General features: G+C 71.7%; 25 protein-coding genes. 12 read left to right on the forward strand and 13 right to left on the reverse strand.

Annotated elements, in window-relative coordinates:
• The first annotated feature begins 56 nt into the window (after positions 1-56).
• Complete coding sequence (locus tag ABFX51_RS13255) at positions 57-2237, forward strand: xanthine dehydrogenase family protein molybdopterin-binding subunit (RefSeq protein WP_346053844.1); 2181 nt, start codon at positions 57-59, stop codon at positions 2235-2237.
• On the opposite strand, the gene ABFX51_RS13260 is transcribed toward ABFX51_RS13255, so the two are convergent.
• Positions 2238-2567 (reverse strand): cupin domain-containing protein, encoded by a 330-nt coding sequence (locus ABFX51_RS13260; RefSeq protein ID WP_346053845.1) that lies wholly within the window; start codon positions 2565-2567, stop codon positions 2238-2240. It lies immediately after the preceding gene.
• Between the two features lie 70 nt (positions 2568-2637).
• Between ABFX51_RS13260 and ABFX51_RS13265 the strand changes: the two genes are divergently transcribed.
• On the forward strand, positions 2638-3591 hold the full coding sequence (locus ABFX51_RS13265; RefSeq protein WP_346053846.1) for a GlxA family transcriptional regulator: 954 nt from the start codon (positions 2638-2640) through the stop codon (positions 3589-3591).
• Between the two features lie 83 nt (positions 3592-3674).
• Here ABFX51_RS13265 and ABFX51_RS13270 read toward each other — a convergent pair whose 3' ends face one another.
• A complete protein-coding gene (locus ABFX51_RS13270) occupies positions 3675-4295 on the reverse strand; it encodes a class II aldolase/adducin family protein (RefSeq protein ID WP_346053847.1) in 621 nt (206 codons plus the stop codon).
• 30 nt (positions 4296-4325) lie between these two features.
• Between ABFX51_RS13270 and ABFX51_RS13275 the strand changes: the two genes are divergently transcribed.
• The gene (locus ABFX51_RS13275) at positions 4326-4910 is read left to right on the forward strand and encodes a M15 family metallopeptidase (RefSeq protein ID WP_346053848.1); all 585 of its coding nucleotides are present in this window, start codon (positions 4326-4328) and stop codon (positions 4908-4910) included.
• 30 nt (positions 4911-4940) lie between these two features.
• On the opposite strand, the gene ABFX51_RS13280 is transcribed toward ABFX51_RS13275, so the two are convergent.
• Entirely contained in the window at positions 4941-5825 is an 885-nt protein-coding gene (locus ABFX51_RS13280) for an SCO4651 family lipoprotein (protein ID WP_091512194.1), read from the reverse strand.
• Between the two features lie 134 nt (positions 5826-5959).
• Between ABFX51_RS13280 and ABFX51_RS13285 the strand changes: the two genes are divergently transcribed.
• Positions 5960-6532, forward strand: a complete 573-nt coding sequence (locus ABFX51_RS13285; protein WP_091512192.1) for a hypothetical protein — start codon at positions 5960-5962, stop codon at positions 6530-6532.
• A 502-nt stretch (positions 6533-7034) separates the two neighbouring features.
• Here ABFX51_RS13285 and ABFX51_RS13290 read toward each other — a convergent pair.
• From ABFX51_RS13290 to ABFX51_RS13325, 8 genes are read right to left on the reverse strand one after another with little or no spacing between them, the layout of a single operon-like run.
• On the reverse strand, positions 7035-7772 hold the full coding sequence (locus ABFX51_RS13290; RefSeq protein ID WP_346053849.1) for an SDR family NAD(P)-dependent oxidoreductase: 738 nt from the start codon (positions 7770-7772) through the stop codon (positions 7035-7037).
• Positions 7769-9280: an acyl-CoA synthetase gene (locus ABFX51_RS13295; RefSeq protein ID WP_346053850.1), complete on the reverse strand. Its 1512-nt coding sequence runs from the start codon at positions 9278-9280 to the stop codon at positions 7769-7771. Before ABFX51_RS13295 ends, ABFX51_RS13290 begins: the two co-directional genes overlap by 4 nt.
• Positions 9280-10053, reverse strand: coding sequence for an SDR family NAD(P)-dependent oxidoreductase (locus ABFX51_RS13300; protein ID WP_091512184.1), 774 nt, complete (start codon positions 10051-10053; stop codon positions 9280-9282). Before ABFX51_RS13300 ends, ABFX51_RS13295 begins: the two co-directional genes overlap by 1 nt.
• A gap of 10 nt (positions 10054-10063) precedes the next feature.
• A complete protein-coding gene (locus ABFX51_RS13305; RefSeq protein WP_245783238.1) occupies positions 10064-10804 on the reverse strand; it encodes an SDR family NAD(P)-dependent oxidoreductase in 741 nt (246 codons plus the stop codon).
• Positions 10801-11202, reverse strand: a complete 402-nt coding sequence (locus ABFX51_RS13310) for a carboxymuconolactone decarboxylase family protein (protein WP_091512182.1) — start codon at positions 11200-11202, stop codon at positions 10801-10803. The genes ABFX51_RS13305 and ABFX51_RS13310 overlap by 4 nt, the downstream gene beginning before the upstream one ends.
• 10 nt (positions 11203-11212) lie before the next feature.
• Positions 11213-13144, reverse strand: a complete 1932-nt coding sequence (locus ABFX51_RS13315) for a hydantoinase B/oxoprolinase family protein (RefSeq protein ID WP_091512352.1) — start codon at positions 13142-13144, stop codon at positions 11213-11215.
• A gap of 11 nt (positions 13145-13155) precedes the next feature.
• Positions 13156-15186, reverse strand: coding sequence for a hydantoinase/oxoprolinase family protein (locus tag ABFX51_RS13320; protein ID WP_091512180.1), 2031 nt, complete (start codon positions 15184-15186; stop codon positions 13156-13158).
• A gap of 16 nt (positions 15187-15202) precedes the next feature.
• A complete protein-coding gene (locus ABFX51_RS13325; protein ID WP_091512177.1) occupies positions 15203-15430 on the reverse strand; it encodes a hypothetical protein in 228 nt (75 codons plus the stop codon).
• A 223-nt stretch (positions 15431-15653) separates the two neighbouring features.
• Here ABFX51_RS13325 and ABFX51_RS13330 point away from each other — a divergent pair, with 223 nt between their 5' ends.
• Positions 15654-16313 carry a TetR/AcrR family transcriptional regulator gene (locus ABFX51_RS13330; RefSeq protein WP_091512176.1) on the forward strand — a complete coding sequence of 220 codons (660 nt, stop codon included), beginning with the start codon at positions 15654-15656 and terminating at the stop codon, positions 16311-16313.
• Between the two features lie 68 nt (positions 16314-16381).
• Here ABFX51_RS13330 and ABFX51_RS13335 read toward each other — a convergent pair whose 3' ends face one another.
• A complete protein-coding gene (locus ABFX51_RS13335) occupies positions 16382-18352 on the reverse strand; it encodes an alpha-ketoacid dehydrogenase subunit alpha/beta (protein WP_346053851.1) in 1971 nt (656 codons plus the stop codon).
• Between the two features lie 116 nt (positions 18353-18468).
• Here ABFX51_RS13335 and ABFX51_RS13340 point away from each other — a divergent pair, with 116 nt between their 5' ends.
• The 6 genes from ABFX51_RS13340 (at position 18469) to ABFX51_RS13365 (ending at position 25190) form a co-directional block, all read left to right on the forward strand.
• The gene (locus tag ABFX51_RS13340) at positions 18469-19521 is read left to right on the forward strand and encodes an alcohol dehydrogenase catalytic domain-containing protein (protein ID WP_177228860.1); all 1053 of its coding nucleotides are present in this window, start codon (positions 18469-18471) and stop codon (positions 19519-19521) included.
• Between the two features lies 1 nt (position 19522).
• Positions 19523-20674, forward strand: coding sequence for an acyl-CoA dehydrogenase family protein (locus ABFX51_RS13345; RefSeq protein ID WP_091512168.1), 1152 nt, complete (start codon positions 19523-19525; stop codon positions 20672-20674).
• Complete coding sequence (locus ABFX51_RS13350) at positions 20671-21435, forward strand: crotonase/enoyl-CoA hydratase family protein (RefSeq protein WP_091512166.1); 765 nt, start codon at positions 20671-20673, stop codon at positions 21433-21435. The genes ABFX51_RS13345 and ABFX51_RS13350 overlap by 4 nt, the downstream gene beginning before the upstream one ends.
• A gap of 8 nt (positions 21436-21443) precedes the next feature.
• Positions 21444-22286: an acyl-CoA thioesterase gene (locus ABFX51_RS13355; protein ID WP_346053852.1), complete on the forward strand. Its 843-nt coding sequence runs from the start codon at positions 21444-21446 to the stop codon at positions 22284-22286.
• Entirely contained in the window at positions 22286-23377 is a 1092-nt protein-coding gene (locus tag ABFX51_RS13360; RefSeq protein WP_346053853.1) for a CaiB/BaiF CoA transferase family protein, read from the forward strand. Before ABFX51_RS13355 ends, ABFX51_RS13360 begins: the two co-directional genes overlap by 1 nt.
• Before the next feature lie 73 nt (positions 23378-23450).
• Positions 23451-25190, forward strand: a complete 1740-nt coding sequence (locus ABFX51_RS13365) for a pyruvate dehydrogenase (protein ID WP_091512158.1) — start codon at positions 23451-23453, stop codon at positions 25188-25190.
• On the opposite strand, the gene ABFX51_RS13370 is transcribed toward ABFX51_RS13365, so the two are convergent.
• On the reverse strand, positions 25167-25745 hold the full coding sequence (locus tag ABFX51_RS13370) for a TetR/AcrR family transcriptional regulator (RefSeq protein ID WP_091512156.1): 579 nt from the start codon (positions 25743-25745) through the stop codon (positions 25167-25169). The two genes, ABFX51_RS13365 and ABFX51_RS13370, sit on opposite strands and share 24 nt — an antisense overlap.
• 97 nt (positions 25746-25842) lie before the next feature.
• On the opposite strand from ABFX51_RS13370, the gene ABFX51_RS13375 reads away from it, so the two are divergent.
• Positions 25843-26817 (forward strand): ATP-binding cassette domain-containing protein, encoded by a 975-nt coding sequence (locus tag ABFX51_RS13375; protein WP_346053854.1) that lies wholly within the window; start codon positions 25843-25845, stop codon positions 26815-26817.
• Positions 26818-26866 lie beyond the last annotated feature (49 nt).

The following is a 26866-nucleotide window of genomic DNA, read 5'->3' on the forward strand; positions in this document are numbered from 1 at the left end:
CCACCTGCATCCGCCGATCCTCGCGGACCGCGGACATCCCTGAAAGGTAGGGCGGCATGACCGTCGTCGGGCAGCCACTGGACCGGGTCGACGGCAAGGCCAAGACCACCGGCGCCGTCCGCTTCGCCGCCGAGCAGGACTACCCCGGCCTCGTGCACGCCGCGCTGGCGTTCGCGACCGTGAGCCGCGGCCGGATCACCCGGCTGCACACCGAGGAGGCGGCCGCAGTACCGGGCGTGCTCACCGTGCTCACCCACCTCAACGCGCCGCCGCTCAAGCCGGCGCCGAAGGTCACCCCGCTGAACCTCAGCACCATGGTCTCCGGCACCTCGGTCAACTACCTGCAGGACGACGAGGTGCACTGGGACGGGCAGCCGATCGCGGTCGTCGTCGCGGAAACCTCCACCGCCGCACGGAAAGCCGCCGGGCTCGTGCGGGCCGAGTACGAGCCCCTTCCATCCATTGTGGACTTCGCGGCGGCGGTACCGCACGCCGAGCTCCAGGCGAACAGCGTGCTGGCGAAGGGCGAGGAGAAGAAGGGCGACGCGGAAGCCGCGCTGGCCGCCGCGCCGGTGTCCGTGGACCACACCTACACGACGCCGGGCCACTCGCACAACGCGATCGAACCGCACGCCACGACGGCGGTCTGGGACGGGAACCGGCTCACCGTGCACGACTCCACGCAGGGGATCGACTGGTTCCGCTCGCACCTGGCGGTGCGGTTCGGCATCCCGGTCGCGGACGTGCGGGTGATCGCGCCGTTCGTCGGCGGCGGGTTCGGCGGCAAGGGCAGCGTCTGGGCGGGCACGCTCCTCGCCGCGCTCGCGGCGAGGGCGACCGGCAGGCCGGTGCGGCTGCTGCAGACCAGGGAAGGGGTCTACCGGACGGTCGGCGGCCGCACTCCGTCGGTGCAGCGCGTCGCGCTGGGCGCCGGCCGGGACGGGAAGCTGACCGCGCTGGTGCACACCAGCGTCGCGCGGCTCGGGCGGACCGGCGGGATGCCCGAGCAGATCACCTCGCAGTCGCGGCACCTGTACGGCGCGGAGAACATCCTGGTGCGGCAGGAGACCGTGACGATGGACCTGCTGCCGAACACGTTCATGCGCGCGCCCGGCGAGTCGATCGGCACCTTCGCGCTGGAGTCCGCTGTGGACGAACTGGCCGAGGAACTCGGCGTGGACCCCGTCGAACTGCGCCTGCGCAACGAACCGCACACGAACCCGTTGGACGGCAAGGAGTTCTCGCACCGGAGGCTGCGCCAGGCCTACGAGGTGGGCGCGCAGCGGTTCGGCTGGCACGAGCGGGCGCCGCGGCCGCGGTCCATGCGGGACGGCCGCTGGCTGGTGGGGTTCGGGGCGGCCTCGGCGTACCACCCGGCGGTGGAGTTCCCGGCGAACGTGCACGTGCGCCTGTCCGCGGACGGGACCGTGGTGGTGCGCTGCGGGTTCCAGGAGATGGGCATGGGCGGCGCGACCGCGCAGGCGCAGGTCGCCGCGGACGCGCTGGGCGTGCCGTTCGACGCGGTGCGCGTCGAGTACGGGGACTCGGCGCTGCCGATGGGGCCCGCCGCGGGCGGGTCCGCGCAGACGGCGAGCGTGGCGCGGAGTCTCAGCGAAGCGTGCGGCAAGGTCCGGCGGTCGTTGGCGGCGCTGGCGAAGCGCACCGGCGGGGACTCCCCCGCTGAGATCCTGCGGCGGGCGGGCAAGCCGTACGTGGAGGCGGCGGTCGGTTCGGACAGCCGGTTCGGGCGGGTGACCGGGCAGGTGCGGTTCGTGGCGCGGTACCTCCGGGAGCAGCGGCGCTGGGTGAAAGCGGCGTCGGGGGCGCACTTCTGCGAGGTGCGGGTGGATCCGGAGACCGGCGAGGTGCGGGTTTCGCGCTGGCTCGCGGTGTTCGACATCGGCACGGTGGTCAACCGCAAGACGGCGCACAGCCAGCTGCGCGGCGGGATCGTGATGGGGCTGGGCATGGCGCTGGCGGAGGAAACCCTCGTCGACCCGCGCACGGGGCGCGTGATGAACCCGAGCCTCGCCGAGTACCACGTCCCCGTGCACGCCGACGTGCCGCCCATCGAAGTGTCCACTCTGGACGATCCGGATCCGTCGACGCCGCTGGGCATCCTCGGGGCGGGCGAGGTCGGCATCACGGGCGTGGCCGCGGCGGTCGCGAACGCGGTGCACCACGCGACGGGCGTCCGCGTCCGCGACCTGCCGATCACGCTGGACAAGCTGCTGTAGTCAGCCCTCGGGGTAGAAGAGGAACAGCGTGCTGCCGGCCGTCGTCTGCGGCACGTGGGAGGACCCGGCGGGGGCGTGGATGAACGAGCCCGCCGGGTAGTCCCGCTCGCCGTCGTTGAAGACGCCGGAAACCACGAACACCTCCTCGGGGCCCGGTTCGTGCACGTCGATGCCCTCCCAGTGCGAACCGGGGTCCATCTCCAGGACGTGGGCCGTGGCGCCGCCGTCGCCGCGCCACAGCGTGCGCAGGCGGATACCGGGGAAGAGCTCGCGGACCGGGGCGTCCTCGACCGCGGACCACACGTAACCGGGGGTGTGCTGTGTCGTCATGGCACCAGCCTGACGAACGGGTGCCGCACCGCCGAGTGTCAGGAAAGACATCCTGCGGTACTTTTTTGCCATGCATCGCGTGGTGGCCCTCGTCCGCGCGCCGCAGTCGACGTTCGAACTGGGGTGCGCGGCACAGGTGTTCGGGGTGGAGCGACAGGGATTGCCGACGCGGTACGCCTTCGAGGTGTGCACGGAGGAGCCCGGCCGGGTCGGCACGTACGCCGGGTTCGACATGCTGGTGCGGCAGGGGCTGGACGCGCTCGGCCGCGCCGACACGGTGATCGTGCCCGGCTGGCTGCCGACGGAGGTGCCGCCCTCCCCCGCCGTCGTCCAGGCCCTGCGGGACGCGCACTCCTGCGGGGCGCGCGTGGTGAGCATCTGCTCGGGCGCGTTCGCGCTGGCGCACGCCGGCCTGCTCGACGGCCGCGAGGCGACGACGCACTGGGCGCAGGCGGAGGAGTTCGCGGCGTGCTTCCCGCGCGTCCGGCTCAACCCGGACGTGCTGTACGTCGACCACGGTGACGTGGCCACGAGCGCGGGTGCCGGGGCGGGTTTCGACCTGTGCCTGCACCTGGTGCGCAAGGACCAGGGCGCCCGGTACGCGGCGCAGGTCGCGCGGCGGATGGTGATGCCGCCGCACCGCGAGGGCGGGCAGCTGCAGTACGCGGCGCCGCCGCACCCCGCGCAGATCGACGGCACGCTGGCGCCGTTGCTGGAGTGGGTCGCGGGCCGGCTCGGTGACCCGGTGACGCTGGAGGACATGGCGGCGCACGCGGGCCTGTCGCCGCGCACCCTGGCGCGGCGCTTCGCGGACCAGCTGGGCACGAGCCCCGGGCAGTGGCTGCTGACGCAGCGGATCGCGGCGGCGCAGGACCTGCTGGAGTCGACGGACCTCCCGCTGGACGCGATCGCCCGGCGCACGGGCCTGTCGTCGGCGACCAACCTGCGCCGGCGTTTCGCGACCGCCCTGGGCACGACGCCGGGCGCCTACCGGCGGGCGTTCCGGGCGGGTGTGAACGCCTGATCGGTCAGCCGCACGAGCAGGACGGCCGCAGCCAACGCGGCCCAGGGGTTTGGTCCCGTAGGCGAACAGGCGGCGCCCACTGCTCAACCCACCTCGTGTACCGAACCCCATGCCTCCGCGGGAAAGGCGGTCGTCGTGTCGCCGAGGGTGAGGGCCCTGTAGGTCGCCACTGCCGCTTCCTCCAGGTTGAGCGCCCGCCGGAACGCCATGTCGACGTCGGCGCCCAGTGTGGAACAGCCGTGGTGCGCCAGCAGGACGCAGTTGTGTTCCCTGGCCTGCTCCGCCGCCGCGTCGGCCAACTCGTCAGAACCGTTGGGGTGGAAGGCGGTGCGCCCGACGCTGCGCACGTACGTCGCGTGGTCGAGGGTGAACAGCCGGATCGGGTGGCCGAGCGCGTCGACGAGCACGGCGTGTTGCGGGTGCACGTGGACGATCGCATTGACGTCTTCGCGCACCCGGTACGTGCGCTGGTGCAGCTTCCACTCGCTCGACGGCCGCGCGGCCCCGCTGACGGTCTCGCCGTCGAGGGTCATCCTCACGAAGTCCTCGGGCCGCAGCCGGTCCAGCCACGTCCCGGCGGCTGTCACGACGAATTCCCGAGCGCCGGGCAGCCGCGCCGACAGGTTGCCGCCGCTCGCCACCACCAGCCCCAGCTCCACCGCCCGGCGCCCGACCTCGGCCAGCTTCGCGATCAGCTCGTCCACGGGGCCATCCTGCCGTACAGGATGGGTGCCATGACCGTGCTGCTGTCCGACCCGCGCATCGCCGCCATCCCCGTCTCCGACAACGGCGAGGAGCTGATCACCTCACCCGGGCTCCCGTTCGCCCCGCGCTCCCCCGGGATTTCGCCGCTGCTCCGCGAGGACGTCGTCCGGCGGCTGCTCTCCGCACAAGCCGCGCTCCCCGGCGGCCTGCGGCTGCTGATCGTCGAGGGCTACCGCTCCCCCGAACTGCAGGAACGCTACTTCTCCGGCTACCAGGCGCAACTCCGGGCCAACCACCCCGACTGGTCCGGCGAACGGCTGCACGTGGAGGCGAGCAAGTTCGTCTCCCCGCCCGAGGTCGCGCCGCACTGCACCGGCGGGGCCGTCGACCTCACACTGGCCACCGCCGACGGCGAGGAACTCGACCTCGGCACCGCGGTGAACGCCGACCCGGAAAGCAGCCGCGGCGCCTGTTTCACCGACGCCGCCGGGATTTCCGCCCGGGCCCGCCGGAACCGCGACCTCCTCGCCGCCGCGCTCACCCGGGCGGGCCTGGCAACTACCCCACCGAGTGGTGGCACTGGTCGTACGGTGAGCGCTACTGGGCCCACCTGACCAGTGCCACCGCCACCCGCTACGGCCCGGTCAGCGACCGCCCTGCTGCGTGAGCCGGTCCGTCACGTCCGCGGTCTGGTCCGCGGGCGGCGCGGTCACGCTCACCGGCGTGCCGAAGTCGGAGAAGGTCTCCGTGATCGAGATGGTCACCGGCCCGGTCTGCGCGGCGCCCGGCGAGGCGGACGCGCTCGTCGTCGGCGTGATCTTCTCCTCCGTGGTCAGCTTCCGCAGGCGGCCCTGGTCGTCGAGCCAGACCTGGGCGGGCAGGGTGTGCGTGCCCAGCTGCTGCTCCAGCCGCTGGGTCCCCTGCTGCACCTGCGGCGACTGCCCGGCGGCGGCCTTGTCCAGGTTCAGCGTCACGTCGTAGTGCTTCGTCGGCGTGCCGTCCACCGTGTCCGGCCCGATCTCCCGCACCTGGTCGCTCGCGCCACGCAGGTAGCCCAGCGTGTCGGCCGGGTCGGTCAGATTGGTGCCCAGGTCGTCCAGCGAGGCGCCGTACTGCTGCTGCGCCAGTTTCTCCGCGTCGATCGAGATCCACGGCTTGCCGCCGGAGAGCTGGGCCCCCAGTTGACCCGGCAGCTGCTGGTAGACGGTGCCGTTGACGAACCTGGTCTCGCTGGTGCCCGCCCCGCCCGGCAGGGTCGTGGTCAGCTGGGCGGCGCGGCCGGCGAAGTCGATCACGCCGGACGCGCTGATCGGCATGGACTGCCCGTTCGCGGACACCTGGGTGTCGATCTTCGTCTTCGCGGTGCGCGCGTCCGTCGTCTTCTCGTACGCCGCGGCCACCACCCGGTCCGGCGAGTTCTCCTGCTGGGCGGCCGGCGCCGCCGTGCTCCCGTCCGCCGAGCAGGCCGAAAGGGCCAGACCCGCCGCCACCAGCGCGGCTCCCGAGGCCGCCCCCAACGCTGTGCGCATGTTGTCCTCCTTCGCTCCCAGTGCGCCTCGGATGCCCCCCAATCGGCGATCACACTTACAGGTGTGATGATCGTCACGTAAGCGACGCTTTGTAGGGTGCGGGTGTGCGATCCCTGGCGCCGAGTCTCTCGGCGATGGACGGCGAACGGGCGGCCCGGCTGCGCGGCCTGCTGGTGCGCAGGCTGATCACGATGACCCGGGCGGCGGACGAGCACTTCACCCTGCTCCACCTGTTCCTGCTGCCGCCCGCCCCGGGCGAGACGCGCTTCCTCCTCTACGAGGTGATCGAGCCCGTCGACCCCTCGATCCCCGTCCGGCAGGTGGTCGAGGCGGTGCGCGAGGAACTCGCCGCGACGGGCGACCCGCGGCTGGTCTCGGGCGGCGACACCCGTTGGCAGCGCATCGATCCCGGCCTGCGCGGCCACTACGCCGGCACCGGCGCCCGGTTCACCCCGCCGAACAGCGACTCCGCGGGCACGACCATCCTGCGGATGGCCGACGGCACCGCCGTCGTGGTCACCCTCGACGCCGACGGCGAGCCCGCCGTGCTCCAGACCTCGCAGCCGGTCGTGCTCGGCGAGGCGGTCTACCCCGCGATCCGGCACATGCCCGTCACGGAGGAACTCCCGTTCGTCCTGGTCGACACGTGCGCGCGGCTGCTGTGGGAGGCGGGCGAGACCCCGCCGCGCTTCCGCCCGTTCGGCTGAAACCGTCCCGCACGCGGAGCGCTGACCAGGGACAATGGCGGGGCGTGCCGGGACCGATCGCTCGGGGGGCTGCGCGTTCGGCCCGGCACGCCCCGGTCCGCGTGAGGACGTCGGCGATGTGGCGCCGGGGGCCGACGATCGTTTCGATCTCGGACCGTGCGCCGGGGACCCGTTCGACCACCACCTTGCGGCGATCCTCCGGGTGCCCGCTCCGGCGTACGTGCCCGGCCCGTGGCGGCGGACAGCTGGCCGGAGGTCTACGGCCCCTCGAGGGCGAGCGGGCTGAGCGCGTACCACTCGGACGGTGCAGGCGTCGAGGTTGCCACGAGCATCATCTGTATTTGTGCAGATATTGCACAACGCAGATACGTCACCCGGGGAGGAAGATCGTGGCCGCACCCGAGCTGAGGACGGCAGTGACGTTGGTGGTCGGCTCGCTCGCCGAGGCGTGGGCACGGGGCGACGCGAACGCGTACGAAGAAGCTCGGGAAGACCCAGCAGCCTAGTGCGCCGTCCAGCCACCATCGACGTAGAGGGTGGTGCCGGTGACGTACGACGAGGCGTCGCTCGCCAGGAAGACAGCCGCGCCCGCCAGCTCATCCGCCGCGCCGATCCGCCCCTGCGGCACGCCGCGGTGGATCACCTCGCCCCAGCGGCTCGCCATCAGCCCGCCGGACAGGTCGGTGGCGAAGTAGCCGGGCGCGAGGGCGTTCACGCGCACGCCGCGGTCGGCCCACTCCACCGCCAGCACCCGGGTCAGCGCCTCGACCCCGCCCTTGCTCGCCGCATACGCCGCGATCCGCTCGAAGCCCGTCGTGCCGTGCACGGACGAGACGGTGACGATGCTGCCCCCGCCCCGTTCCAGCATCCGCCGCCCGGCGGCGCGGCAGCAGAACCACGTCCCGTCGAGGTTGACGCGCAGCACCTGCTGCCACTCCTCGTCGGTCACGCGCTCACTGCGCTTGAACGTCGGGCTGATCCCGGCGCAGTGGACGAGCACGTCGAGGTGCCCGATGCGCTCGGCGCACTCGTCCGCGAACCCGGCATCGGCGACGGAGCCGGGCAGGACGAGCGTGCCCTCCCCCAGCTCCGCGGCCAGGTCCTCGAGATCGGCGCGGGTGCGGGAGGTGAGCACCAGCCTCGCGCCCGCCGCGGCGAGGCCCCGCGCGATCGCGCGGCCGAGGCCCTTGCCCGCACCCGTCACCCACGCCGTGCGCCCGGTCAGGTCGAAACCGGTCACGCGATCACCGGCAGGGACCGCAGGTCGCGCTTGAGCACCTTGCCCGACGGCGTGCGTGGCAGTTCGTCGAGGAACCGGATCTCCGCGGGCACTTTGAACTTCGCGAGTCGTTCGCGGCAGAACGCCGCCAGCTCCTCCGCCGTCACCGCCGCGCCTGCGCGCAGCACCACGAACGCCAGCGGCACCTCGCCCCACCGCTCGTGGGACTTGCCCACGACGGCGGCCTCCACCACGTCCGGGTGCTCGTACAGCACGCGTTCCACCTCGGGCGTGGCGATGTTCTCGCCCCCGGAAACGATCATGTCCTTCTTGCGGTCCTCCACGTAGAGGTAGCCGTCCTCGTCGACGCGGCCGATGTCGCCGGTGTGGAACCACCCGTTCCGCAACGCCTTCGCCGTCGCTTCCTCGTCACGCCAGTAACCGGAGAACACCTTCGGTCCGGACAACGTGATCTCGCCCAGCTGCCCGGCGGGCACCTCGGCACCCAGCTCGTCCACGATCCGCACCCGAAGGTGCACCACGGGCCGCCCGACGGACCCCACCTTCGACAGCATGTGCCCGGGGTCGTTGAACGTGTCGCCGGAGACGGTTTCGGTGAGCCCGTAGGCGTCGGCGAACCACGCGGACGGGAACGCGGCGCGGATGCGTTCCACCAGCGGCACCGGCATCTTCTCCCCGCCACCGATGATGAAGCGGATCGACGACGTGTCCCGCCGGGACAGATCCGGCAGCTGGAGCAGGGCGTTCATCATCGACGGCGCGAGCCACACGTTCGTCGGGCGCTCGCGTTCGATCGTGTCCACCACCTCGCGGGCGTCGAACTTCCGCAGCACGACCAGGGAACCACCCGCGTGCAGGGTACCGAGCCCGGGCAGATCGAGGCCGCCGACGTGGTAGAGCGGACCGCAGACGAGCGTGGTGTCCTCACCCGTGATGCCGAATTCCACGATGTGGCCGAGGTTCTTGGCCAGCAGGTTGGTGTGGGTGATGCGCACGCCCTTCGGCCGCGACGTGGTGCCCGAGGTGTACATCAGGCGCTGCAGGTCGTCCGGCCCCACCGGTTCGACGGGTACGCTCTCCCCGAGGTGCCCGGCTACCAGGTCCTCGTAGGACACCCAGCCGTCGCGGGAACCGCCGAGCAACAGCTTGCGCGGCACGGGAATCCCGCACACCGCGTCGGCGAACTCCGGCTCGGTCAGCAACGCCGCCGCCTCGGCGTGCCCGAGGATGAACTCCCACTCGGCGGGTGAGAGCCGGTAGTTCAGCGGGAGGAACGCCGCCCCGATCCGGTTGAGCGCGAACACCGCCTCCAGGAACTCGAGGTGGTTGTACAGCAGCAGGGCCACCACGTCCCCACGGCCGATGCCCAGCTCCCGCAACCCGGCCGCGAGCGCGTTGACGCGAGTGAGGAACTCCCGGTTGGTCTGCCGCCGCTCGCCCTGCGTGAGCACGATCTTGTCGGGGTAACGGCCGACGTTGTGGTCGAGCACCCCGGCGAAGTTGTCCATCAACCCTCCCTGCTGTGGAAGCTGTGCAGCTCGCCGCCGGCCTTGCCCCAGTGGATGGTGCTGATCATGCCCCCGTCGGCCACCAGATCGGCACCGGTGACGAACGCCGCGTCCGGCCCGGCGAGGAACGCGACGACCTTCGCGATGTCGTCGGGCTCGCCGATGCGGCCCAGTGGGATGTTGCCGACCGTGGCCGAGCGGATGACCTCGTTGCCCAGCGTGTCCCTGTTCAGTCCGCTGTGGACCACCCCGGGGCTGACCGAGTTGATCCGGATGCCCTGCTCGGCCAGTTCCGCGGCGAGCTGGCGGGTCAGCGCGAGGACCCCGCCCTTCGCCGCGGTGTAGGACGAGAAGCCGTAGCCGGTGTGACCGGCGATCGACGCGATCTGCACGATGGAGCCGCCCCCTGCCGCGGCCATCGCCGGGATGACCTGCCGCAGCAGGACGAAGTACCCGGTGAGGTTGACGTCGACGACCCGGCGCCACTCCTGCACCGAGGTCTCCAGCAGCTTCTTGCGGATGATGATCCCCGCGGCGTTGACGAGCACCCTGGGCGGGCCGGGCAGCCGCCCGACGACGCCGGCGACGGCGGCCTCGTCGGTGACGTCGACCGCGAAACCGGCAGCCGTGCCGCCCCGCTCCTCCACCAGCCGACGGGTCTCCCCCGCGTCGCCCACGTCCAGCAGCGCCACGGTGAAACCGCTTTCCGCCAAGCGCAGCGCACACGCCCGCCCGATCCCGGACGCGGCGCCGGTGACTACAGCGCAGTCCATTCCTGCCTCCTCACATCGCGTAGCCGCCGTTGACGTCCACCACGGCGCCGGTCAGGTAGCTCGCGGCGGGCGAAGCGAGGAACGCCGCGACCCGCGCGATCTCCTCGGGCCGGGCGAGCCTGCCCAGCGGGCAGTAATCCGGCCGGTAGCCCCGTCCCGCCACCATGTCGGTGTCCACCACGCCGGGGGCGACCGCGTTGGCGGTGATGCCGTGCCGCGCCTCGGTTTTGGCGAGCCACTTCACCAGCGCGTGCACGGCGCCCTTGCTGGCGACGTAGTGCGGCCCGGCGAGCACGCCGCCGACCTTGCCCGCCACCGAACCGATGCAGACCACGGTGCCGCCGCCGTCCCGCAGCAACGGCAGCGCGGCCTTGATCGACCACAGCGTGCCCTTGACGTTCACGCCCAGCACCGCGTCCACTTCGGACTCTCCCAGCTCGTCGACCGCCACCGTGTCGCCGTAGATCGCGGCGCACGTGACCAGGGTGTCGAGCCCGGGCAGCTCGCCGAACGCCTCCTCGACGGCGGCGCGGTCCGAGACGTCCAGCGTCCTGCCCGTGGCCCGGCCACCGGCTTCCCGGATGGCGGTTACCGTTCCGGCCGGGTCCCGCAGGTCGAAAACGGTCACCTCGGCGCCCGCGGCGGCCAGCTCACGGGCGATCCCGGCCCCGATGCCGCGGGCGGCGCCGGTGACGACGGCCCGGCGGCCGCGCATCCCGGCGGGACCGCCCGCGTCGAGCACGCCGGTCACGACAGCCGGCCGTTGCGCTGCTCGTGCGCGGCGAGCTCCTCCATCAGCACCGGCACCCCGAGCGTGCACGTGTGGATGCCGAGCACGCTCGTCAGCTCCAGCACCTCCATGATCTCCTCCTTCGTCGCCCCGTAGCCGAGCGCGTTGCGGATGTGCTGCCGCAGGCCGGGCTCGTAGAGGTGCGTGGTGGAGGCGTCGATGGCGGTGTAGATCAGCTCGCGCACCTTCGGCTCCAGCACGCCCTTGCGCCAGGGCACGGCGGAGAAATTCAGGTACGCCTCGAAGAACTCCTGGTCGAGGCTGAGCAGCCCCTCCCAGAACTGGTTCCAGTAGCCGCGCTCGGACACGAACCGCTCGCGCAGCTCCCGCTGCTGCTCGGTCAGTTCCACAGAGGACACTGCGGTCTCCTTACTGCGCGGCCATCTCGGCGCGGCGCTTCTCGGTGGCCGCGAGGTCCACCCGCAGCCCCTCCGGATCGGTGCGGGGGTCGCCGGTGATGACCACGCCGTAGTCGCGGTAGGCGCCCTCGATCGTCACGTACTCATCACGCACGTCGGTCTTGACGCGCTCGGGGTCGCGGTCGGTGGGCTTGCCCCAGCCGCCGCCCCCGTTGGTGAGGTAGCGGAACACCGCGCGTGGTTTCGTGTGCCAGACCGGCGTGCTGGCGAAGTAGAAGTACTCCCCGTCCGGGTCGACGCACTTCGTCTCGGGGTCCAGCATGCCGGCGACCGGAGTGGCGCCCGCGTAGACCTCGTCGCCGGTGGGGATGAGGTCCTTGCTGCGCACCACGTCCACGTGGTCGGGCGAGAACACCCACGTCGCGCCGAGCCCGCCGCTGCGGCCGCCGTAGACGCCCACGCCGCTGGCGCGCTTGGTGTGCAACGGGCTCGACCAGTGCTCGGCCGCCGTGAGGTAGAGCGTGTCCTTCATGACCGCCGCGCCGCCGCGGTTGGTCCCCGCGCCGCCGCTGTCGGCCACGTACTCCTTCCGCAGCACCACCGCGGGCAGCTCCGACTCGATCGCCTCGGTGGCCGGGTCGAGGTTGTTCGCCTGGTACACCACGGAGTAGCTGTCGGCGTCACCCGCTTCCGTCGCACCCCACGGCCCGTGCTCGCCGCCGCACTGCGCGGTGGTGACCCAGGGCGTGCCGTCCTCCAGGACCCCGTTGGCGTTGTGGATGTTCAGCGAGCCGTAGTCGCCGCCCACGGCCTTGCGGCCCAGCGCCTTTTCCAGTGCCCGGAACACCGCGAGCAGCACCGGGCCGGTGCTCTCCCAGTAGAGGAACACCGCGCCGTCCGGCGGGGTGGCGCTGATGAACGTGCCCGCGGGCAGCACGATGTCGATGTCGCGGTAGGCACCCGACGTGAAGGGCGTGACCGGGTCGATGAGGAACTTCAGCGCGACGCCGACCGCGGTCTTGGTGTCGAGGATGCCCGCGTTGATGCTCGTGCGGGCCTGCGGGGACGTACCGCTGAAGTCCACCTCCATCCGCGGCCCCGCCTTGGTGATCCGCACCTTGATCCGGTACTCGATGGAGTCGTCGATGCCGTCGCAGTCGATGCCCTCTTCTGCCTCGTACACGCCGTCCGGGAGCTCGGCCAGCGCGGTGCGCATCGCCTCCGCGGACACGTCGGTGCTGTAGCGGATCGCGCCGAGGTAGGCGGCCACGCCGTAGCGCTCGACGCTCTCCAGGATCAGCTGCTCGCCCAGCAGCAGGTTCGCGTAGATCGTCTTGATGTCGGGCAGCAGCAGCGCGCAGTAGCGGGCGTTGTCGAAGATCAGGTTGAACGCCGATTTGACCGGCTTGTCGTCGCGGTAGAGCAGCGTCGGCGCGATGACGAGACCGTTCTCGTACACGTTGCGCTTGGTGCCGCTGAACCCCGCGGGCACCACCCCACCCATGTCGAGCTGGTGCGCCCGCAGGGTCACGAACGAGATCAACCGCTCCCCCGAGAACACGGGGCGGATGAAGCAGATGTCGTTGACGTGGTTGCCGGCGCGGTAGGGGTCGTTGCAGATCACCACATCCCCGGGCCGCAGGTTCTCCGGCCCGTACTCCTCGATCGTGTTGCGCACGGCCTCCGACATGGTGCCGAGGAACATCGCGAGGCTGTTGCTCACCGACGACATGGGGTAGTTCTGCTCCGGCGGGCCGGAGATCGTCGCGGCGAAGTCGTACCAGTCACGCAGGATCAGCGAGAACGCGTTGTTCAGCAGCCCCGTGCACATGTGCTGCACGATGTAGCGCATCCGGCTGGCGAGCACGGAGGCGGTGAACCGGTCGGCGCCGTACCGCTCCGCGAACTGCGCGTCGTCGAGATCTTTCAGTGAAACAGTCATGGTCGTCCCCTTCACGCCTTGCGGATGCGCAGTTCGCCGTAGGTCCCGACGTGCGCCGTCTGGCCGGGCACGAGGAACGTGGTGGACAACGGCTCGCGGATCACGGCGGGCCCGGGGATCTCGTCCCCGGCACGCAGGTCCGCGCGCTGGTACTCGGCGGCCGCGAGGTCCTCGCCGGTGAGGTACCGGATCGTGAGTGTGCGCGTCGGCACCGGCTTCTCGCCCGCACGCCGCTCCGGCAGCACCGGGTAGTCGACCTTGTCGGCGTGCACGACGGCCTGCACGCGGTAGGTCACGCCCTGCACCGGCAGCGCCTCGAACTTGTTGCCCGAGCGCTCGGCGTACGCCTCGTGGAAGTTCGCGACCATCCGCTCGACGCCCTCGGCGGTGATCTCCCCGTCGGGCACCGCGATGAACGGCGTCTCCCACGTCTGGCCCGCCAGCCGTCCGTCGAAACTGCGGACGAAGGTGACCCTGCCGCGGTCGGACTCCTTCAGCCGCTCGGTCAGCCGCTGCTCCATCGACCGGTACACCTTGTCGACCGACTCGGCGGCTTCGGCGGTCAGCAGCGTGTACGCGCTGCGGCTGTCGGCGTAGACGAGGTCGGAGCTGACCAGACCGAGCGCGGAGAACAGCCCGGGGTGCGGCGGCACGATGACCTCGGCGGCGTGCACCAGGTCGAGCACCGCGGGCAGCAGCATCGGGCCCGCCGCGCCGTAAGCGACGAGGCTGTAGTCACGCGGGTCGACGCCGTGCTGGATGGCGATGTTCGTGACGCCCTCGGCGATGTTGTTGATGCCGATGTTGAAGGCGTACGACACGCGCTGCTCGAACGACAGCTTCGTGTCCAGCGCCTCGAACGCCCGGCGGGACAGCTCCGGGTCGAGCTTCATCCGGCCGCCCGCGAACCCGTCGGGGTCGATGATGCCCATGAGCAGACAGGTGTCGGTGGTCGTCGGTTGGGTGCCGCCGATGCCGTAGCACGCGGGGCCGGGGTCGGCGCCCGCGCTGCCGGGGCCGACCTTCAGCTCGCCGGCGGGGCTGATCGTGACGAGGCTGCCGCCGCCGGCACCGATGCTGGAGACCTCATTGGACAGTGCGTTGACGATGAGGTCGTGCTCCAGCTCGAACGTCGTGTTCACGAACGGCTTGCCGTCGGTGACCATGCTGATGTCGCACGAGGTGCCGCCGACGTCCGCGCAGAGCAGGTTGGTGGCGTCGATCAGGCCGCCGAAGTGCGCGCTGGACACGGTGCCCGCGGCGGGGCCGGCGAACACGATCCGGAACGGGTGCTCCATGGCGACGTCGGAGCGCACGAGCTGGGCGGCGCAGTCGGCGAAGTTCAGGTCCCCGGCGAAGCCGAGTTCCCGCAGTCCCGCGTCGAGGCGCCGGGTGTAGTCGTCGTAGATCAGCCGCATGAACACGTCGATCACGGTGGTGGAGGCGCGCGCGAACTCCTTGGCCAGCGGTGAGACCTCGCTGGAGATGGACACCGGGATGTCACCGAGCTCCTCGTGCACGAGCTGCCGCAGGCGTTCCTCGTGCGAGTCGTTGACGTAGGCGTTGAGCAGGCAGATCGCCACGCCCTCGACGCCGCAGCGGCGCAGCACGGCCAGTTCGGCCCGCGTCTGCTCCTCGTCGAGCGGGATCAGCACCCCGCCGTCCGCGGTGAGCCGCTCGCGGATGCCCCGGCGCAGGTAACGGGGCACGAGCGGCCGGTTCGCGTCGCCGTAGGAGCGGCGCCACGCCGGGTTCATCAGGCCCTCGACCGGGCGCCAGGTGCGGCCGATGTCGAGGATGTCGCGGTGCCCGTCGGTGGTGAGGAAGGCGATCTTGGGCAGGCGGCGGGTGATGATGGCGTTGAGCCCGTGCGTGCTGGCGTGGTTGAACACCTCCGCGGCGCTGACCCCGGCCTCCTCGGCGCCCTTGAGCACGCCGCGTTCGGTGGTGCGCACGTCCGTGGCGACCTTGACGGTCTTGATCTCACCGTTCTCGATGGCCACCACGTCCGTGAACGTGCCGCCGACGTCTACTCCGATCATGGGTGGTTCTCCTTCCTCAGTAGACGTCGAGACCGTCGGACGTCAGGGTGATCGGGCCGAGCAGCTGCCACGGCTCGCGGGCTACCGAGACGAGCGTTTTCTGGTGTTTCACGGCGAGGAACCACCCGCCTTCGGACAGCACCGGGTAACGGCGGAAGTCCGCGGCCGTGCTGCCAGGGAAATCCCGCGCCAGGTCGACCCCCAGCTCCCGCAGCTCGGCTTCGGAGACCTCTTCGCGGGGCACGGAAAGCCCTTGCGGGACAGCGGTTTGATGATCACTCACGGGCCATCACTCCAGTGTGTTGTGCCGGTGGCGAGTTTCGTGTACCAGTCGGTCTACGAAACGGTGACGGGAAGCACTGTAAGGCTCGGGGCGGCGGACTGACAAGCCCGTACCGGGTGAGAGCGCGGGGGACGAAGTGGACTCTTCTCCCGGGGGGCGGGAGGGGCCGATAGGCTGTTGAGCCATGCCGAGACCACCGGGCCACGGGCCGGGTTACGAGATCAAGCGTCAGCAGATCATCGACCAGGCCGCCGAACTGTTCGCCAGGCAGGGCTACGCCGCCACGGGCATCGCCGAGATCGGCCAGGTGGCCGGCCTGGCGAAGGGCGCGCTGTACTACTACATCGGCTCGAAGGAGAACCTGCTCGTCGAGATCCAGGACCGGGTGCTGCGGCCACTGCTCACCGCCGCCCGGCGCATCGCGGCGCTCGACGAGGATCCGGTGCTGCGGCTGCGGTTGCTGTCACAGACCCTGCTGGAGCTCATCCTCGCGCGGCTCGACCACATCTGGGTCTACGAGCACGACTACCGGCACCTGAGGGGCGCGAACCGGGCACGGCTGCTGCGCCAGCGCCGGGAGTTCGAGAAGATCGTGCAGGACCTGCTGATCGCCGCGATGAAGACGGGTGCCTTCCGCGAACTCGATCCCCGGCTGGCCATGCTGCAGTTCCTGAACATGCACAACCACACCTACCAGTGGGCGAAGCCCGGCGGGGAGTGGAACGCGGAGTTCCTGTCGAGGGAGTACTGCGCGACGCTGATCTCAGGCTTCCGCAGCCCCGAGTACGACGCCGACGACCTGGAGGAACGGGTACGGAGGTTCCGGGAGCGGGAGGAGGCGTAAGCCCCGAAGGACCCAGAATCCGGCATCGAGGCCCTGCGCCGAACCGCAGGGCCATCCGGCTGCCGCTGTTACCCCAGCACCGACCGCCTCACGGCTGCCTTGATCCGCTCCTGGTCCGGTAGCCATGCCCGCTCCAGCGCCGGCGCGTAGGGCGCCGGAGTGTGCGCCGCTCCGACCCTGAGCACCGGGGCGTCCAGCGTCCAGAATCCCTCCTGGGCCGCGATGGCCGCCAGTTCCGCCCCCACCCCGAACTGCTCCACCGCCTGGTGGGCCACCACGAGCCTGCCGGTCTTCGCCAGGGACCTGAGCACCGTCTCCTTGTCCAGCGGGGCGATGGTGCGCAGGTCGATCACCTCGGCGCTGATCCCCTCCTCCCCCAGTTCCTCCGCGACCGCGACGCAGTCGTGCACCAGTTTCGAGTACGACACCAGCGTCACGTCCGTGCCCTGCCGCCGGATCGCCGCCCTTCCCAGCGGCACCAGGTGATCTGGGCGCGGCCTGGGCCCCTTGCGCCCGTACAGCAGCCGGTTCTCCACGAACACCACCGGGTTCGGATCCCGGATGGCGGCCCGCAACAACCCGTAGGTGTCCGCCGGGGTGGACGGCATCACCACGGTCAGCCCCGGGATGTGCGCCAGCAGCGCCTCCAGGCTCTGCGAGTGCTGGCTGCCCGAGGACTTCCCGGCCCCGAACTGCGTGCGCACCACCAGCGGCAGGCTCACCGCCCCGCCCGTCATGAACCGCAGCTTCGCGGCCTGGTTCATCAGCTGATCCAGGCACACCCCGAGGAAATCGAAGTACATCAACTCCACCACCGGCCGCAGCCCCGCCATCGCCGCGCCCACCCCGGCCCCGATGATGGCGCTTTCCGAGATCGGCGTGTCCCGCACGCGGCCGGGGTACTTCTCCGCGAGCCCCCGCGTCAGTCCGAAGACGTTCCCGCCCGCTCCGACGTCGATGCCCGCCACGAACACGTCCCCGTCCGCCGCCAGCTCGTGCTCCAGCGCCTCCCGCACCCCGTCCATCGTGCGGAACACCTCGCCGTCCGGTTCCGGCGGCTCGGGCACCGGCTCACGCGGCACGCCGACGTAGTGGTGCAGGGTTTCCGGCGCCGGCTCCTCCGCCGCCCTCGCCTCCGCGACCGCCTTGTCGATCACCGCCTCCACCTCGGCGTCGAGCTCCGCCACCCGGCCGGGGTCCAGCCGCCCGGCGAGCAGCACCAGCGGATCCCGCGCCTTCCACTCGGCCAGTTCCGCCGGTTCCCGGTACCGCTCCGGATCACCCTCGTAGTGCCCGTGCCACCGGTAGGTCTCCGCCTCCAGCAACACCGGGCCACCGCCCTCGCGCAACCCCGCCACCAGCTCCCCGACCACGGACGCGACCGCGACGACGTCGTTGCCGTCCACCCGCGCGAAGTCCACGCCGTACCCGCGTGCGCGGTCGGCGAGCGTCGCGCGATGCTGGTCGGCAGCAGGCGAGAACTCGGCGTAGTGGTTGTTCTCGCAGCAGAAGATCACCGGCAGCCGCCAGACCGCGGCCAGGTTCACCGCCTCGTGGAACATCCCCTGCGCCACGGCACCGTCGCCGAAGAACGCCAGCACCACACCGCCCCGGCCCCGCAGTTGCGCCGCCGTCGCCGCGCCCGCCGCGATGGGCAGCCCGGCCGCGACGATCCCGTTGGCGCCGAAGATCCCCTTGCGGGGATCGGCGATGTGCATCGACCCGCCACGGCCCTGGCACGTGCCCGTGCGCCGCCCCATCAGCTCGGCGAACATGCCGGTCACGTCGAGCCCCTTCGCGATGCAGTGCCCGTGCCCACGGTGCGTCGACGTCACCACGTCCCGCTCGTCCAGCGGCCAGCACGCGCCCACCGCGGACGCCTCCTGGCCGATCGACAGGTGCAGGAAGCCGGGGATCTCGTTGGTCCGGTACAGCCGCGACGCACGGTCCTCGAACTGCCGGATCAACCGCATTCGCCGGTACATCTCGGCAAGTGCGGCCAGGCCGGTCACCGTGTCGCTCGCCAGAGTGGAAGTCATTGCGTTGTTGCCCTTGCCTTCCCGGTGTTTCCACCCCGCCCCTTGACATCCGGCGGGGAACCACGATTCTTGTACCGACTGTTCGAAAAAACAACTCTGGCGCGAAGGTGGGTCGGATGCAAGCGTTGCGCTGGCACGGAAGAGGCGAGCTGCGGCTGGAGGAGGTGCCCGAACCCGCCGCGCCCGAGCCGGGCCAGGCGGTGGTCGAGGTCGCCTACTGCGGCATCTGCGGCACCGACCTGCACGAGTACCGCCACGGCCCGAACCTCATCCGCACCAGCCCCCACCCGCTGACCGGGCTCGCTCCGCCGATCACGCTCGGGCACGAGTTCAGCGGCCGCGTCGTCGCCCTCGGCAGTCCGGTGCCCGGCGTCGAGGAGGGCACGCGCGTGGCGGTCGACCCCTGCCTGCGCTGTGGCACGTGCCGCTGGTGCCGCCACGGCGAGTACCACATCTGCGCGAAGGGCGGCTCGGTCGGCCTGGCCTCCCCCGGCGCGTTCGCCCGGCTGGTCACCGTGCCCGTCGAAGGGCTCGTGCCGGTGCCCGACGGCGTGTCCGACGAACTCGCCGCGCTCGCCGAACCACTCGCCGTCGGCCTGCACGCCGTGCGCCGGGCCGCCGTGCGGCCCGGCGACCACGCCCTGCTGCTCGGCGCGGGCCCCATCGGCATCGCCGTGCTGATGGCGCTGAAGCTCGCCGGCGCGGCGGGGATCTACGTCAGCGAACCGGCCCCGGCACGCGCGAAGCGGGCGGCCGAACTCGGCGCGACAGAGGTCTTCGACCCGGCGCACACGGACGTGCGCCGGGAGGTTTTCCTGCGCACCGGCCGCGTGGGGCCGGACGTCGTGATCGAGGCGACCGGGCGGCCGGAGCTCGCCGCGCTCGCGGTCACCACCGTCCGCCGCGGCGGCCGCGCCGTGCTCGCGGGCATCAGCGGCGAGCACGTCTCCGTGCCGCTGACCCAGATCGTGCCCTTCGAACGGACCGTGCTCGGCTCACTCGGCTACAACTTCGACATCCCGCGCGTGCTCGACCTGATCGCCACCGCACGCTTCGACCCCACGCCGCTGCTGACCGGCGTGTACCCGCTGTCCCGGGGGCCCGAAGCCTTCGCCGAACTCGAATCGGGCTCCCACCTCAAGATCCTGCTCGCCCCGGAGGAACGCTGACATGGACTTCGACCTGCCCGAGGAAACCGCCGCGCTGCAACAGATGTGCCGCGAGTTCGCGGCGAAGGAGATCACTCCGCACGCCGCCGACTGGTCCGAGCGCTCGTACTTCCCCAGCGAGGTGTTCCGCAAGCTCGGCGAGCTGGGCCTGATGGGCATGCTGGTCGACGAGGCCTACGGCGGCGCGAACGCGGGCTTCGTGTCCTACGTGGCCGCGATGGAGGCGCTCGGCGAGGCGGACCAGTCGATCGCCTCGGCGTGGAACGCGCACTCGACGATCGCGACCCTGCCGCTGGCCGCGTTCGGCACCGAGGAGCAGAAGCGGCGCTGGCTCACCCCGCTGGCCACCGGCGAGAACATCGGCGCCTTCGGGCTGACCGAGCCGACGGCGGGCTCCGACGCGGCCGGCATCCGCACGCGGGCCCGCCGCACCGAGGACGGCTGGGTGCTCAACGGCACGAAGATGTTCATCAGCAACGCGGGCACCGAGATGAGCCTCGGCGTGACCGTCCTCGCGGTGACCGGCACCGGCGCGAACGGCAAGAAGCGCTACGGCACGTTCTTCGTCCCGGACGGTACTCCCGGCTACGAGAAGGGCAGGCCGCTGCGCAAGCTCGGCTGGCACGCGCTCGACACGCGGGAGCTGGTGTTCACCGACTGCTGGATCCCCGACGACCACCTGATCGGCGAGGAGGGCAACGGGCTGCGCCAGTTCCTCGAAGTCCTCGACGCGGGCCGCATCAGCGTCGCCGCGCTGGCGTTGTCACTCGCCCAGGCGGCACTGGACCTGGCGATCCGCCACGCCGGTGAGCGTGAACAGTTCGGCCGCCCGCTAAGCGCGTTCCAGGCGGTCGGGCACAAGCTCGCCGACATGGCGACCGAGGTGCAGGCCGCCCGCTGGCTGGTCTACCGCGCCGCCTGGCTCGGCGACCAGGGCCGTCCCTTCGGCCAGGCCGCGGCCATGGCCAAGCTGTACGCCTCCGAAGTGGCCAACCGGGTGGCGAGCGCGAGCCTGCAGATCCACGGCGGGTACGGCTACATCCGCGAATCGACGATCTCCCGCTTCTACGCGGACGCGAAGATCCTGGAGATCGGTGAGGGCACCAGCGAGGTGCAGAGGAACGTGATCGCCCGGTCACTGAGCGCGCGATGACGGACGAAGTGCTGGTCGCCGAGCACGGGCCGGTCCTGGTGATCACGATCAACCGGCCGCGGGCGCGCAACGCGATCAACGCGGCGGTCACCCAGGGGGTCAGTGCCGCCCTCGACGTGCTCGACGAACGCGACGACCTCGTCGTGGGCATCCTCACCGGCGCCGAGGGCACGTTCTCCTCCGGGATGGACCTCAAGGCGTTCCTGCGGGGCGAGGTCGTGCAGCTGCCCGGCCGTGGGCTGGCGGGGATGACCGAACGGCCGCCCCGCAAACCCATGATCGCCGCGGTCGAGGGATACGCGCTCGCCGGCGGGTGCGAGCTGGTGCTCGCGTGTGACCTCGTGGTCGCCGCCGAGGACGCGCGGTTCGGCATCCCCGAGGTCAAGCGGGGGCTGGTGGCGGGTGCCGGCGGGCTGCTGCGGCTGCCGCGCCGCATCCCACCGCAGCTCGCGATGGAGTACGCGCTGACCGGCGACTCCTTCTCCGCCGCCGACGCGCACCGGCACGGCCTGGTCAACCGGCTGACCGAGCCGGGCGGGGCGCTGCCGGAGGCGCTCGCGCTCGCCGGCAGGATCGCCGCGAACGCCCCGCTCGCGGTGCGGGCGAGCAAGGAGATCATCACCCGCTCCGCGGACTGGCGGAGTGACGAGGCTTTCACTCACCAGCAGGCACTGGCCCGGCCTGTGTTTGAATCGGCCGACGCCCGTGAAGGCGCCAGTGCCTTCGCGGAGAAGCGCGCTCCGGTCTGGCGTGGTGAGTGAGGAAGCCGATGACAGAACCCGTTCCCGCGGCCCGTGAAGGGCTCGCGCCGCTCCTCGACGTCCTCGATCTCGAACCGATCGAACTGGACATCTTCCGCAGCCGGTCGACCGGGGAGCCCGGCGGGCGGCTGTTCGGCGGCGAGGTGTGCGCGCAGGCCCTCGTGGCCGCGGAACGGACCGTCCCGCCGGAGACCGGGCCGCACTCCCTGCACGCGTACTTCCTGCGCCCCGGCGACACCGGCGCGCGCGTGGTCTTCCGCGTGGACCGGCTGCAGGAGGGCCGCAACTTCCGCCGCCGCAGGGTCACCGCGATCCAGCACGGCGAGCCGATCCTGTGCCTGGAGTGCTCGTTCACCACCGACCACACGGGCGCCACGCACCAGGTGAACGCGCCCGAGGCGCCGGACCCGGAGAAGTGCACGCCCTTCGGCTGGCGGCACCCCGCGGGCTGGACGGTCGAGCCGCACGACGTGTTCGACGTCCGCCCGGCGACGCTGGAGCGGGGCGACTACCCGCGCTGGATCGACGACATCTGGTTCCGCCCCAAGGCGGGCAAGCTCGACGACCGGGTCAGCGCCGCCGCGGTGCTCACGTACTTCAGCGACCTGACGTTCGTGTCGTCGATCCTCCGCCCGACGCTGCGCACCGACGTCAAGGGCCTGACCTCGCTGGACCACGTGCTGTGGTTCCACAACGAGGTCCGCTTCGACGACTGGCTCTACTACGCGAAAAGCAGCCCCGCAGTGGGCGATCTGCGTGGCCTCGCCGAAGGGCGCATCTTCTCCCGCGACGGCACGCTGATCGCCTCCGCCGCGCAGGAGGGCCTCATCCACGCCAGGAAGGACGCCTGATGGCCGGCCCGCTCGCGGGCCTGCGCGTGGTGGAGCTGGCCGGGATCGGCCCCGGGCCGCACGCCGCGATGGTGCTCGCCGACCTCGGCGCGGACGTCGTGCGCGTCGAGCGGCCGAGCCCGGCCGATCCGACCGGGCGCGCCGGGGACGCGTTGCTGCGCAACCGCCGTTCGGTGGCCGCGAACCTCAAGACCGACGAGGGCCGCGAGCTGGTGCTGCGGCTCGTCGCGAAGGCGGACGTGCTGCTCGAAGGTTTCCGCCCCGGTGTCGCCGAACGGCTCGGCGTCGGGCCGGACGACTGCCTCGCGCGCAACCCCGGGCTGGTGTACGGCCGGATGACGGGCTGGGGTCAGGACGGCCCGCTCGCGCCGCGCGCCGGGCACGACATCAACTACATCTCCCTCACCGGGGCGCTCAACGCGATCGGCCGCGCCGGGGAACGGCCGGTGCCGCCGCTGAACCTGGTCGGTGATTTCGGCGGCGGGTCGATGTTCCTCGTCACCGGTGTGCTCGCCGCGCTGTGGGAGCGGCAGCGGTCGGGCCGGGGCCAGGTCGTGGACGCGGCGATGGTCGACGGGACGGGTGTGCTGCTGCAGATGACGTGGGGCTTCCTCGCGGCGGGGAGCTGGGCCGACTCGCGCGGCAGCAACCTGCTCGACGGCGGCGCGCCCTACTACGACACCTACACCTGCGCGGACGGCCGCCACCTTGCCGTGGGCGCGCTGGAGCCGCAGTTCTACGCCGAGTTCCTGCGCGGGCTGGGGCTGGAGCACGAGGACCTCCCGCCGCAGGGTGACCGCGAAGGCTGGCCACGGCTGCGGGCCCGCTTCACCGAGGTGATCGTGCGCAAAACCCGTGACGAGTGGATGGCCATCTTCGACGGCACGGACGCGTGCGTCACGCCGGTGCTGTCCTTCGACGAGGTCGCCCGGCACCCGCACCTGGCCGCCCGCGAGTCGGTGATCACCGTCGACGGCGTGCCCCAGGCCGCCCCGGCGCCGCGGTTCTCCCGCACCCCGGCGGCGAAGCCCACTCCGCCGCCGCGCCCGGGTGCGGACACCAGCACGGTCCTCGCGGAGTGGGACGCCTGACAGTGCGCGAACCGCCGCCCGGCACCACAATCGGGGACCGGAACACCGGTCAGCGGAGCGGAGGCACCGGAACATGGCGCGACCCACTGTCGCAGAGCAGTTCGTGCAGGTACTCGTCCAGGCGGGCGTGTCGCGGATCTACGGCGTGGTGGGCGACAGCCTCAACCCGGTCGTCGACGCGATCCGCCGCACCGAGGGCATCGAATGGGTGCACGTGCGCAACGAGGAGGCCGGCGCGTTCGCGGCGGCCGCCGAAGCGGAGCTGACCGGGAAACTGGCGGTGTGCGCGGGCAGTTGCGGCCCCGGCAACACGCACCTCGTGCAGGGCCTCTACGACGCGCACCGCTCGGGCGTGCCGGTGCTCGCGCTCGCCTCGCACATCCCCGCCACGCAGGTCGGGACGCAGTTCTTCCAGGAGACGCACCCGGAGCGGCTGTTCGTCGACTGCAGCGGCTACTGCGAGCAGATCACCACGCCGGGGCAGATGCCGCGCGTGCTGCGGATCGCCATCCAGCACGCGATCACCCGCGGCGAGGTGTCGGTGCTCGTGCTGCCGGGCGACGTCGCGCACCTGGAGTCGGAGGTGCCTACGGGCACGAGCCAGTTCGTCACCGAGCAGGCCACGCCGGTCCCGCCGCCGAGCCAGGTCGACGCGCTCGCGGACGCGCTGAACCGGGCCGAGAAGGTCACGTTGTTCTGCGGCGCGGGCACGCGGGACGCGCACGCCGAGGTGATGGAGCTGGCGGGCAAGCTCAACTCCCCCGTCGGGCACTCGTTGCGCGGCAAGGAGTGGATCCAGTGGGACAACCCCTACGACGTCGGCATGAGCGGGCTGCTCGGCTACGGCGCCTGCTACCGCGCGATGCACGAGGCCGACCTGCTGCTCCTGCTCGGCACGGACTTCCCGTACGACGGGTTCCTGCCGCAGGCCCGCACCATCCAGATCGACCACGACGCCACGCACCTCGGCCGCCGGACGCCGCTCGACCTCGCCGTGCACGGTGACCTGCGGGAGACACTGCGGGCGGTGCTGCCGAAGCTGGAGCAGAAGACCGACCGCGCCTTCCTCGACGAGATGCTCCGCGACCACGCCCGCTCGCTGGAACACGTCGTCGACGCCTACACCCGCAACGTCGAACGGCACACGCCCATCCACCCCGAGTACGTCGCCGACATCCTCGACGACCTGGCGGCCGACGACGCGGTGTTCACAGTGGACACCGGCATGTGCAACGTGTGGGCGGCGCGGTACCTCACGCCGAACGGCCGACGCCGCGTCATCGGCTCGTTCCTGCACGGCAGCATGGCCAACGCACTGCCGCACGCGATCGGCGCGCAGCTGGCGCAGCCGGGCCGCCAGGTGATCTCCATGTCCGGCGACGGCGGCCTCGGGATGCTGATGGGCGAGCTGCTGACCGTGAAGCTGCACGACCTGCCCGTGAAGATCGTGGTGTTCAACAACTCCTCGCTCGGCATGGTCAAGCTGGAGATGCTCGTGGACGGCCTGCCCGACCACGAGACCGACCACGACTCCGTGGACTACGCGGCGATCGCGCGAGGCGCGGGCCTGCACGGCATCCGCGTCACGGAACCGGCGAAGGTCCGGGACGCGCTGGCCGAGGCGTTCGCGCACCCCGGCCCCGCGCTCGTCGACGTCGTGACCGACCCGAACGCGCTGTCGATCCCGCCGCACATCAGCGGCGGCCAGCTCAAGGGGTTCATGCTCGCGGCGAGCAAGGTGGTGCTGACCGGCGGCGTCGGCCGCATGATCGACCTGGCGCGCTCGAACCTACGCAACATCCCGCGGCCCTGACAGGGCGGCGCGGGTCACCCACGCCGCCTGCGCCACCGCGTGTTCGACCGGTCCCGACGGCTGCACGAGGTGGCTCAGCGTCAGCCGCACCACGACCTCGGCGAGCGTGGGCAGGTCGGCGAGGCCGAGGCCGCCGTACAGCTCGGTGGCCTCGGCCAGCACCGTGGACAGCGCGTGGCGCAGCACGGGACCGCGGTCGGTGGTCAGCAGCGGCAGCAGGTCCTGGGTGCCGCCGTGCGCGGCGGACAGCACGGCCTTGAGCAGCGGGTCGTCCGCGGCGGCGGTGAGCACGTACTCCACCGCGGCGGGGATGCCGGTGGCGGCGTCGGCACCGTGGGCGCGCAGCCGGTCGACCACGCCGGACAGGAACAGCTCGGCGTGCCGGGCGACGATCGCGCGGGCCAGCGTGTCGCGGGCGCCGACCTCCTTGTAGACCATCTGCCTGCTGACGCCGACGCGCTGGGCGAGCTGTCCCATCGTGACGCGGTCCCAGCCCACGGTGCAGATCAGCTCGACGCCGGCGTCGAGGATCCGGTCACGAAGAGTGCTGGGCATCTGAACAGCGTACTGCGCGGGCACCGCAAGAATGGAGGTGCGCGAACCGGACAAATCCACCTATCCTCCGAGGCCTGGCAGGGGGAAAGGAGACGGGATGGATCTCGCGATCGAGACGGAAGGCCTGGTCAAGGTCTTCGGGGAGACCAGGGCGGTCGACGGTGTCGACCTCGCCGTGCCGGCCGGCACGGTGTACGGGGTGCTCGGCCCCAATGGCGCGGGCAAGACCACGGCAGTGCGGATGCTGGCCACGCTCACCCGCCCGGACGACGGGACCGCGCGGGTCTTCGGGCACGACGTCGTGCGCGAGGCGGCGGAGGTGCGGCGCCGGGTGAGCCTGACCGGCCAGTACGCGTCGCTGGACGAGGACCTGACCGGGCAGGAGAACCTGAACCTGCTCGCCCGCCTGCTCGGGCACCGCAAGCGCACCGCGCGGCAGCGGACCGAGCGGCTGCTGGAGGCGTTCGGGCTGACCGACGCCGCCGGGCGGCAGGTGAAGAGCTACTCGGGCGGGATGCGGCGGCGGCTGGACATCGCCGCGAGCATCATCCGCACGCCGGACGTGCTGTTCCTCGACGAGCCGACGACCGGGCTGGACCCGCGCAGCCGCAACCAGGTGTGGGACATCGTGCGCGTGATCGTCGCGCAGGGCACCACCGTGCTGCTCACGACGCAGTACCTGGAGGAGGCCGACCGGCTGGCGTCCCGCATCGCGGTGATCGACCACGGCAAGGTGATCGCCGAGGGCACGCCGGGCGAGCTGAAGTCGTCCGTGGGCGCCGGGTCCGTCCACATCAGACTGCGGGAGGCCGCGCAGCGCCCCGACGCGGAGCGCGTGCTGGCCGCCACGCTCGGCGCGACCGTGCAGACCGGGTCCGACCCGCTCGCCGTGACCGCGCGGATTTCCGGTGAGGACACCGAAATCGGGGCCGCCGAACAGGCTTCGCACGCGCTGGCGGAACTCGCGAGGGCCGGCATCACCGTCGACGACTTCTCACTCGGCCAGCCCAGCCTGGACGAGGTTTTCCTGGCGCTGACCGACAAGCCCGCTGAGCAGGAGGTTGCTGCCTAATGTTTATGTCAAGCAGCGGTAGCCGTGGTGTGTCGGTAGTCGGCCTGGT

It is taken from the genome of Amycolatopsis dongchuanensis (assembly GCF_039542405.1).
In the GTDB taxonomy this organism is placed as follows: Bacteria; Actinomycetota; Actinomycetes; order Mycobacteriales; family Pseudonocardiaceae; genus Amycolatopsis_E; species Amycolatopsis_E sacchari.

Coding starts and splice junctions, on each gene's coding strand:
- ABFX51_RS13255 (WP_346053844.1), top strand. CDS start 57: ATGACCGTCGTCGGGCAGCCACTGGACCGGGTCGACGGCAAGGCCAAG.
- ABFX51_RS13260 (WP_346053845.1), bottom strand. CDS start 2,567: ATGACGACACAGCACACCCCCGGTTACGTGTGGTCCGCGGTCGAGGAC.
- ABFX51_RS13265 (WP_346053846.1), top strand. CDS start 2,638: ATGCATCGCGTGGTGGCCCTCGTCCGCGCGCCGCAGTCGACGTTCGAA.
- ABFX51_RS13275 (WP_346053848.1), top strand. CDS start 4,326: ATGACCGTGCTGCTGTCCGACCCGCGCATCGCCGCCATCCCCGTCTCC.
- ABFX51_RS13280 (WP_091512194.1), bottom strand. CDS start 5,825: ATGCGCACAGCGTTGGGGGCGGCCTCGGGAGCCGCGCTGGTGGCGGCG.
- ABFX51_RS13285 (WP_091512192.1), top strand. CDS start 5,960: ATGGACGGCGAACGGGCGGCCCGGCTGCGCGGCCTGCTGGTGCGCAGG.
- ABFX51_RS13295 (WP_346053850.1), bottom strand. CDS start 9,280: ATGGACAACTTCGCCGGGGTGCTCGACCACAACGTCGGCCGTTACCCC.
- ABFX51_RS13300 (WP_091512184.1), bottom strand. CDS start 10,053: ATGGACTGCGCTGTAGTCACCGGCGCCGCGTCCGGGATCGGGCGGGCG.
- ABFX51_RS13315 (WP_091512352.1), bottom strand. CDS start 13,144: ATGACTGTTTCACTGAAAGATCTCGACGACGCGCAGTTCGCGGAGCGG.
- ABFX51_RS13320 (WP_091512180.1), bottom strand. CDS start 15,186: ATGATCGGAGTAGACGTCGGCGGCACGTTCACGGACGTGGTGGCCATC.
- ABFX51_RS13330 (WP_091512176.1), top strand. CDS start 15,654: ATGCCGAGACCACCGGGCCACGGGCCGGGTTACGAGATCAAGCGTCAG.
- ABFX51_RS13335 (WP_346053851.1), bottom strand. CDS start 18,352: ATGACTTCCACTCTGGCGAGCGACACGGTGACCGGCCTGGCCGCACTT.
- ABFX51_RS13340 (WP_177228860.1), top strand. CDS start 18,469: ATGCAAGCGTTGCGCTGGCACGGAAGAGGCGAGCTGCGGCTGGAGGAG.
- ABFX51_RS13345 (WP_091512168.1), top strand. CDS start 19,523: ATGGACTTCGACCTGCCCGAGGAAACCGCCGCGCTGCAACAGATGTGC.
- ABFX51_RS13350 (WP_091512166.1), top strand. CDS start 20,671: ATGACGGACGAAGTGCTGGTCGCCGAGCACGGGCCGGTCCTGGTGATC.
- ABFX51_RS13355 (WP_346053852.1), top strand. CDS start 21,444: ATGACAGAACCCGTTCCCGCGGCCCGTGAAGGGCTCGCGCCGCTCCTC.
- ABFX51_RS13360 (WP_346053853.1), top strand. CDS start 22,286: ATGGCCGGCCCGCTCGCGGGCCTGCGCGTGGTGGAGCTGGCCGGGATC.
- ABFX51_RS13365 (WP_091512158.1), top strand. CDS start 23,451: ATGGCGCGACCCACTGTCGCAGAGCAGTTCGTGCAGGTACTCGTCCAG.
- ABFX51_RS13370 (WP_091512156.1), bottom strand. CDS start 25,745: ATGCCCAGCACTCTTCGTGACCGGATCCTCGACGCCGGCGTCGAGCTG.
- ABFX51_RS13375 (WP_346053854.1), top strand. CDS start 25,843: ATGGATCTCGCGATCGAGACGGAAGGCCTGGTCAAGGTCTTCGGGGAG.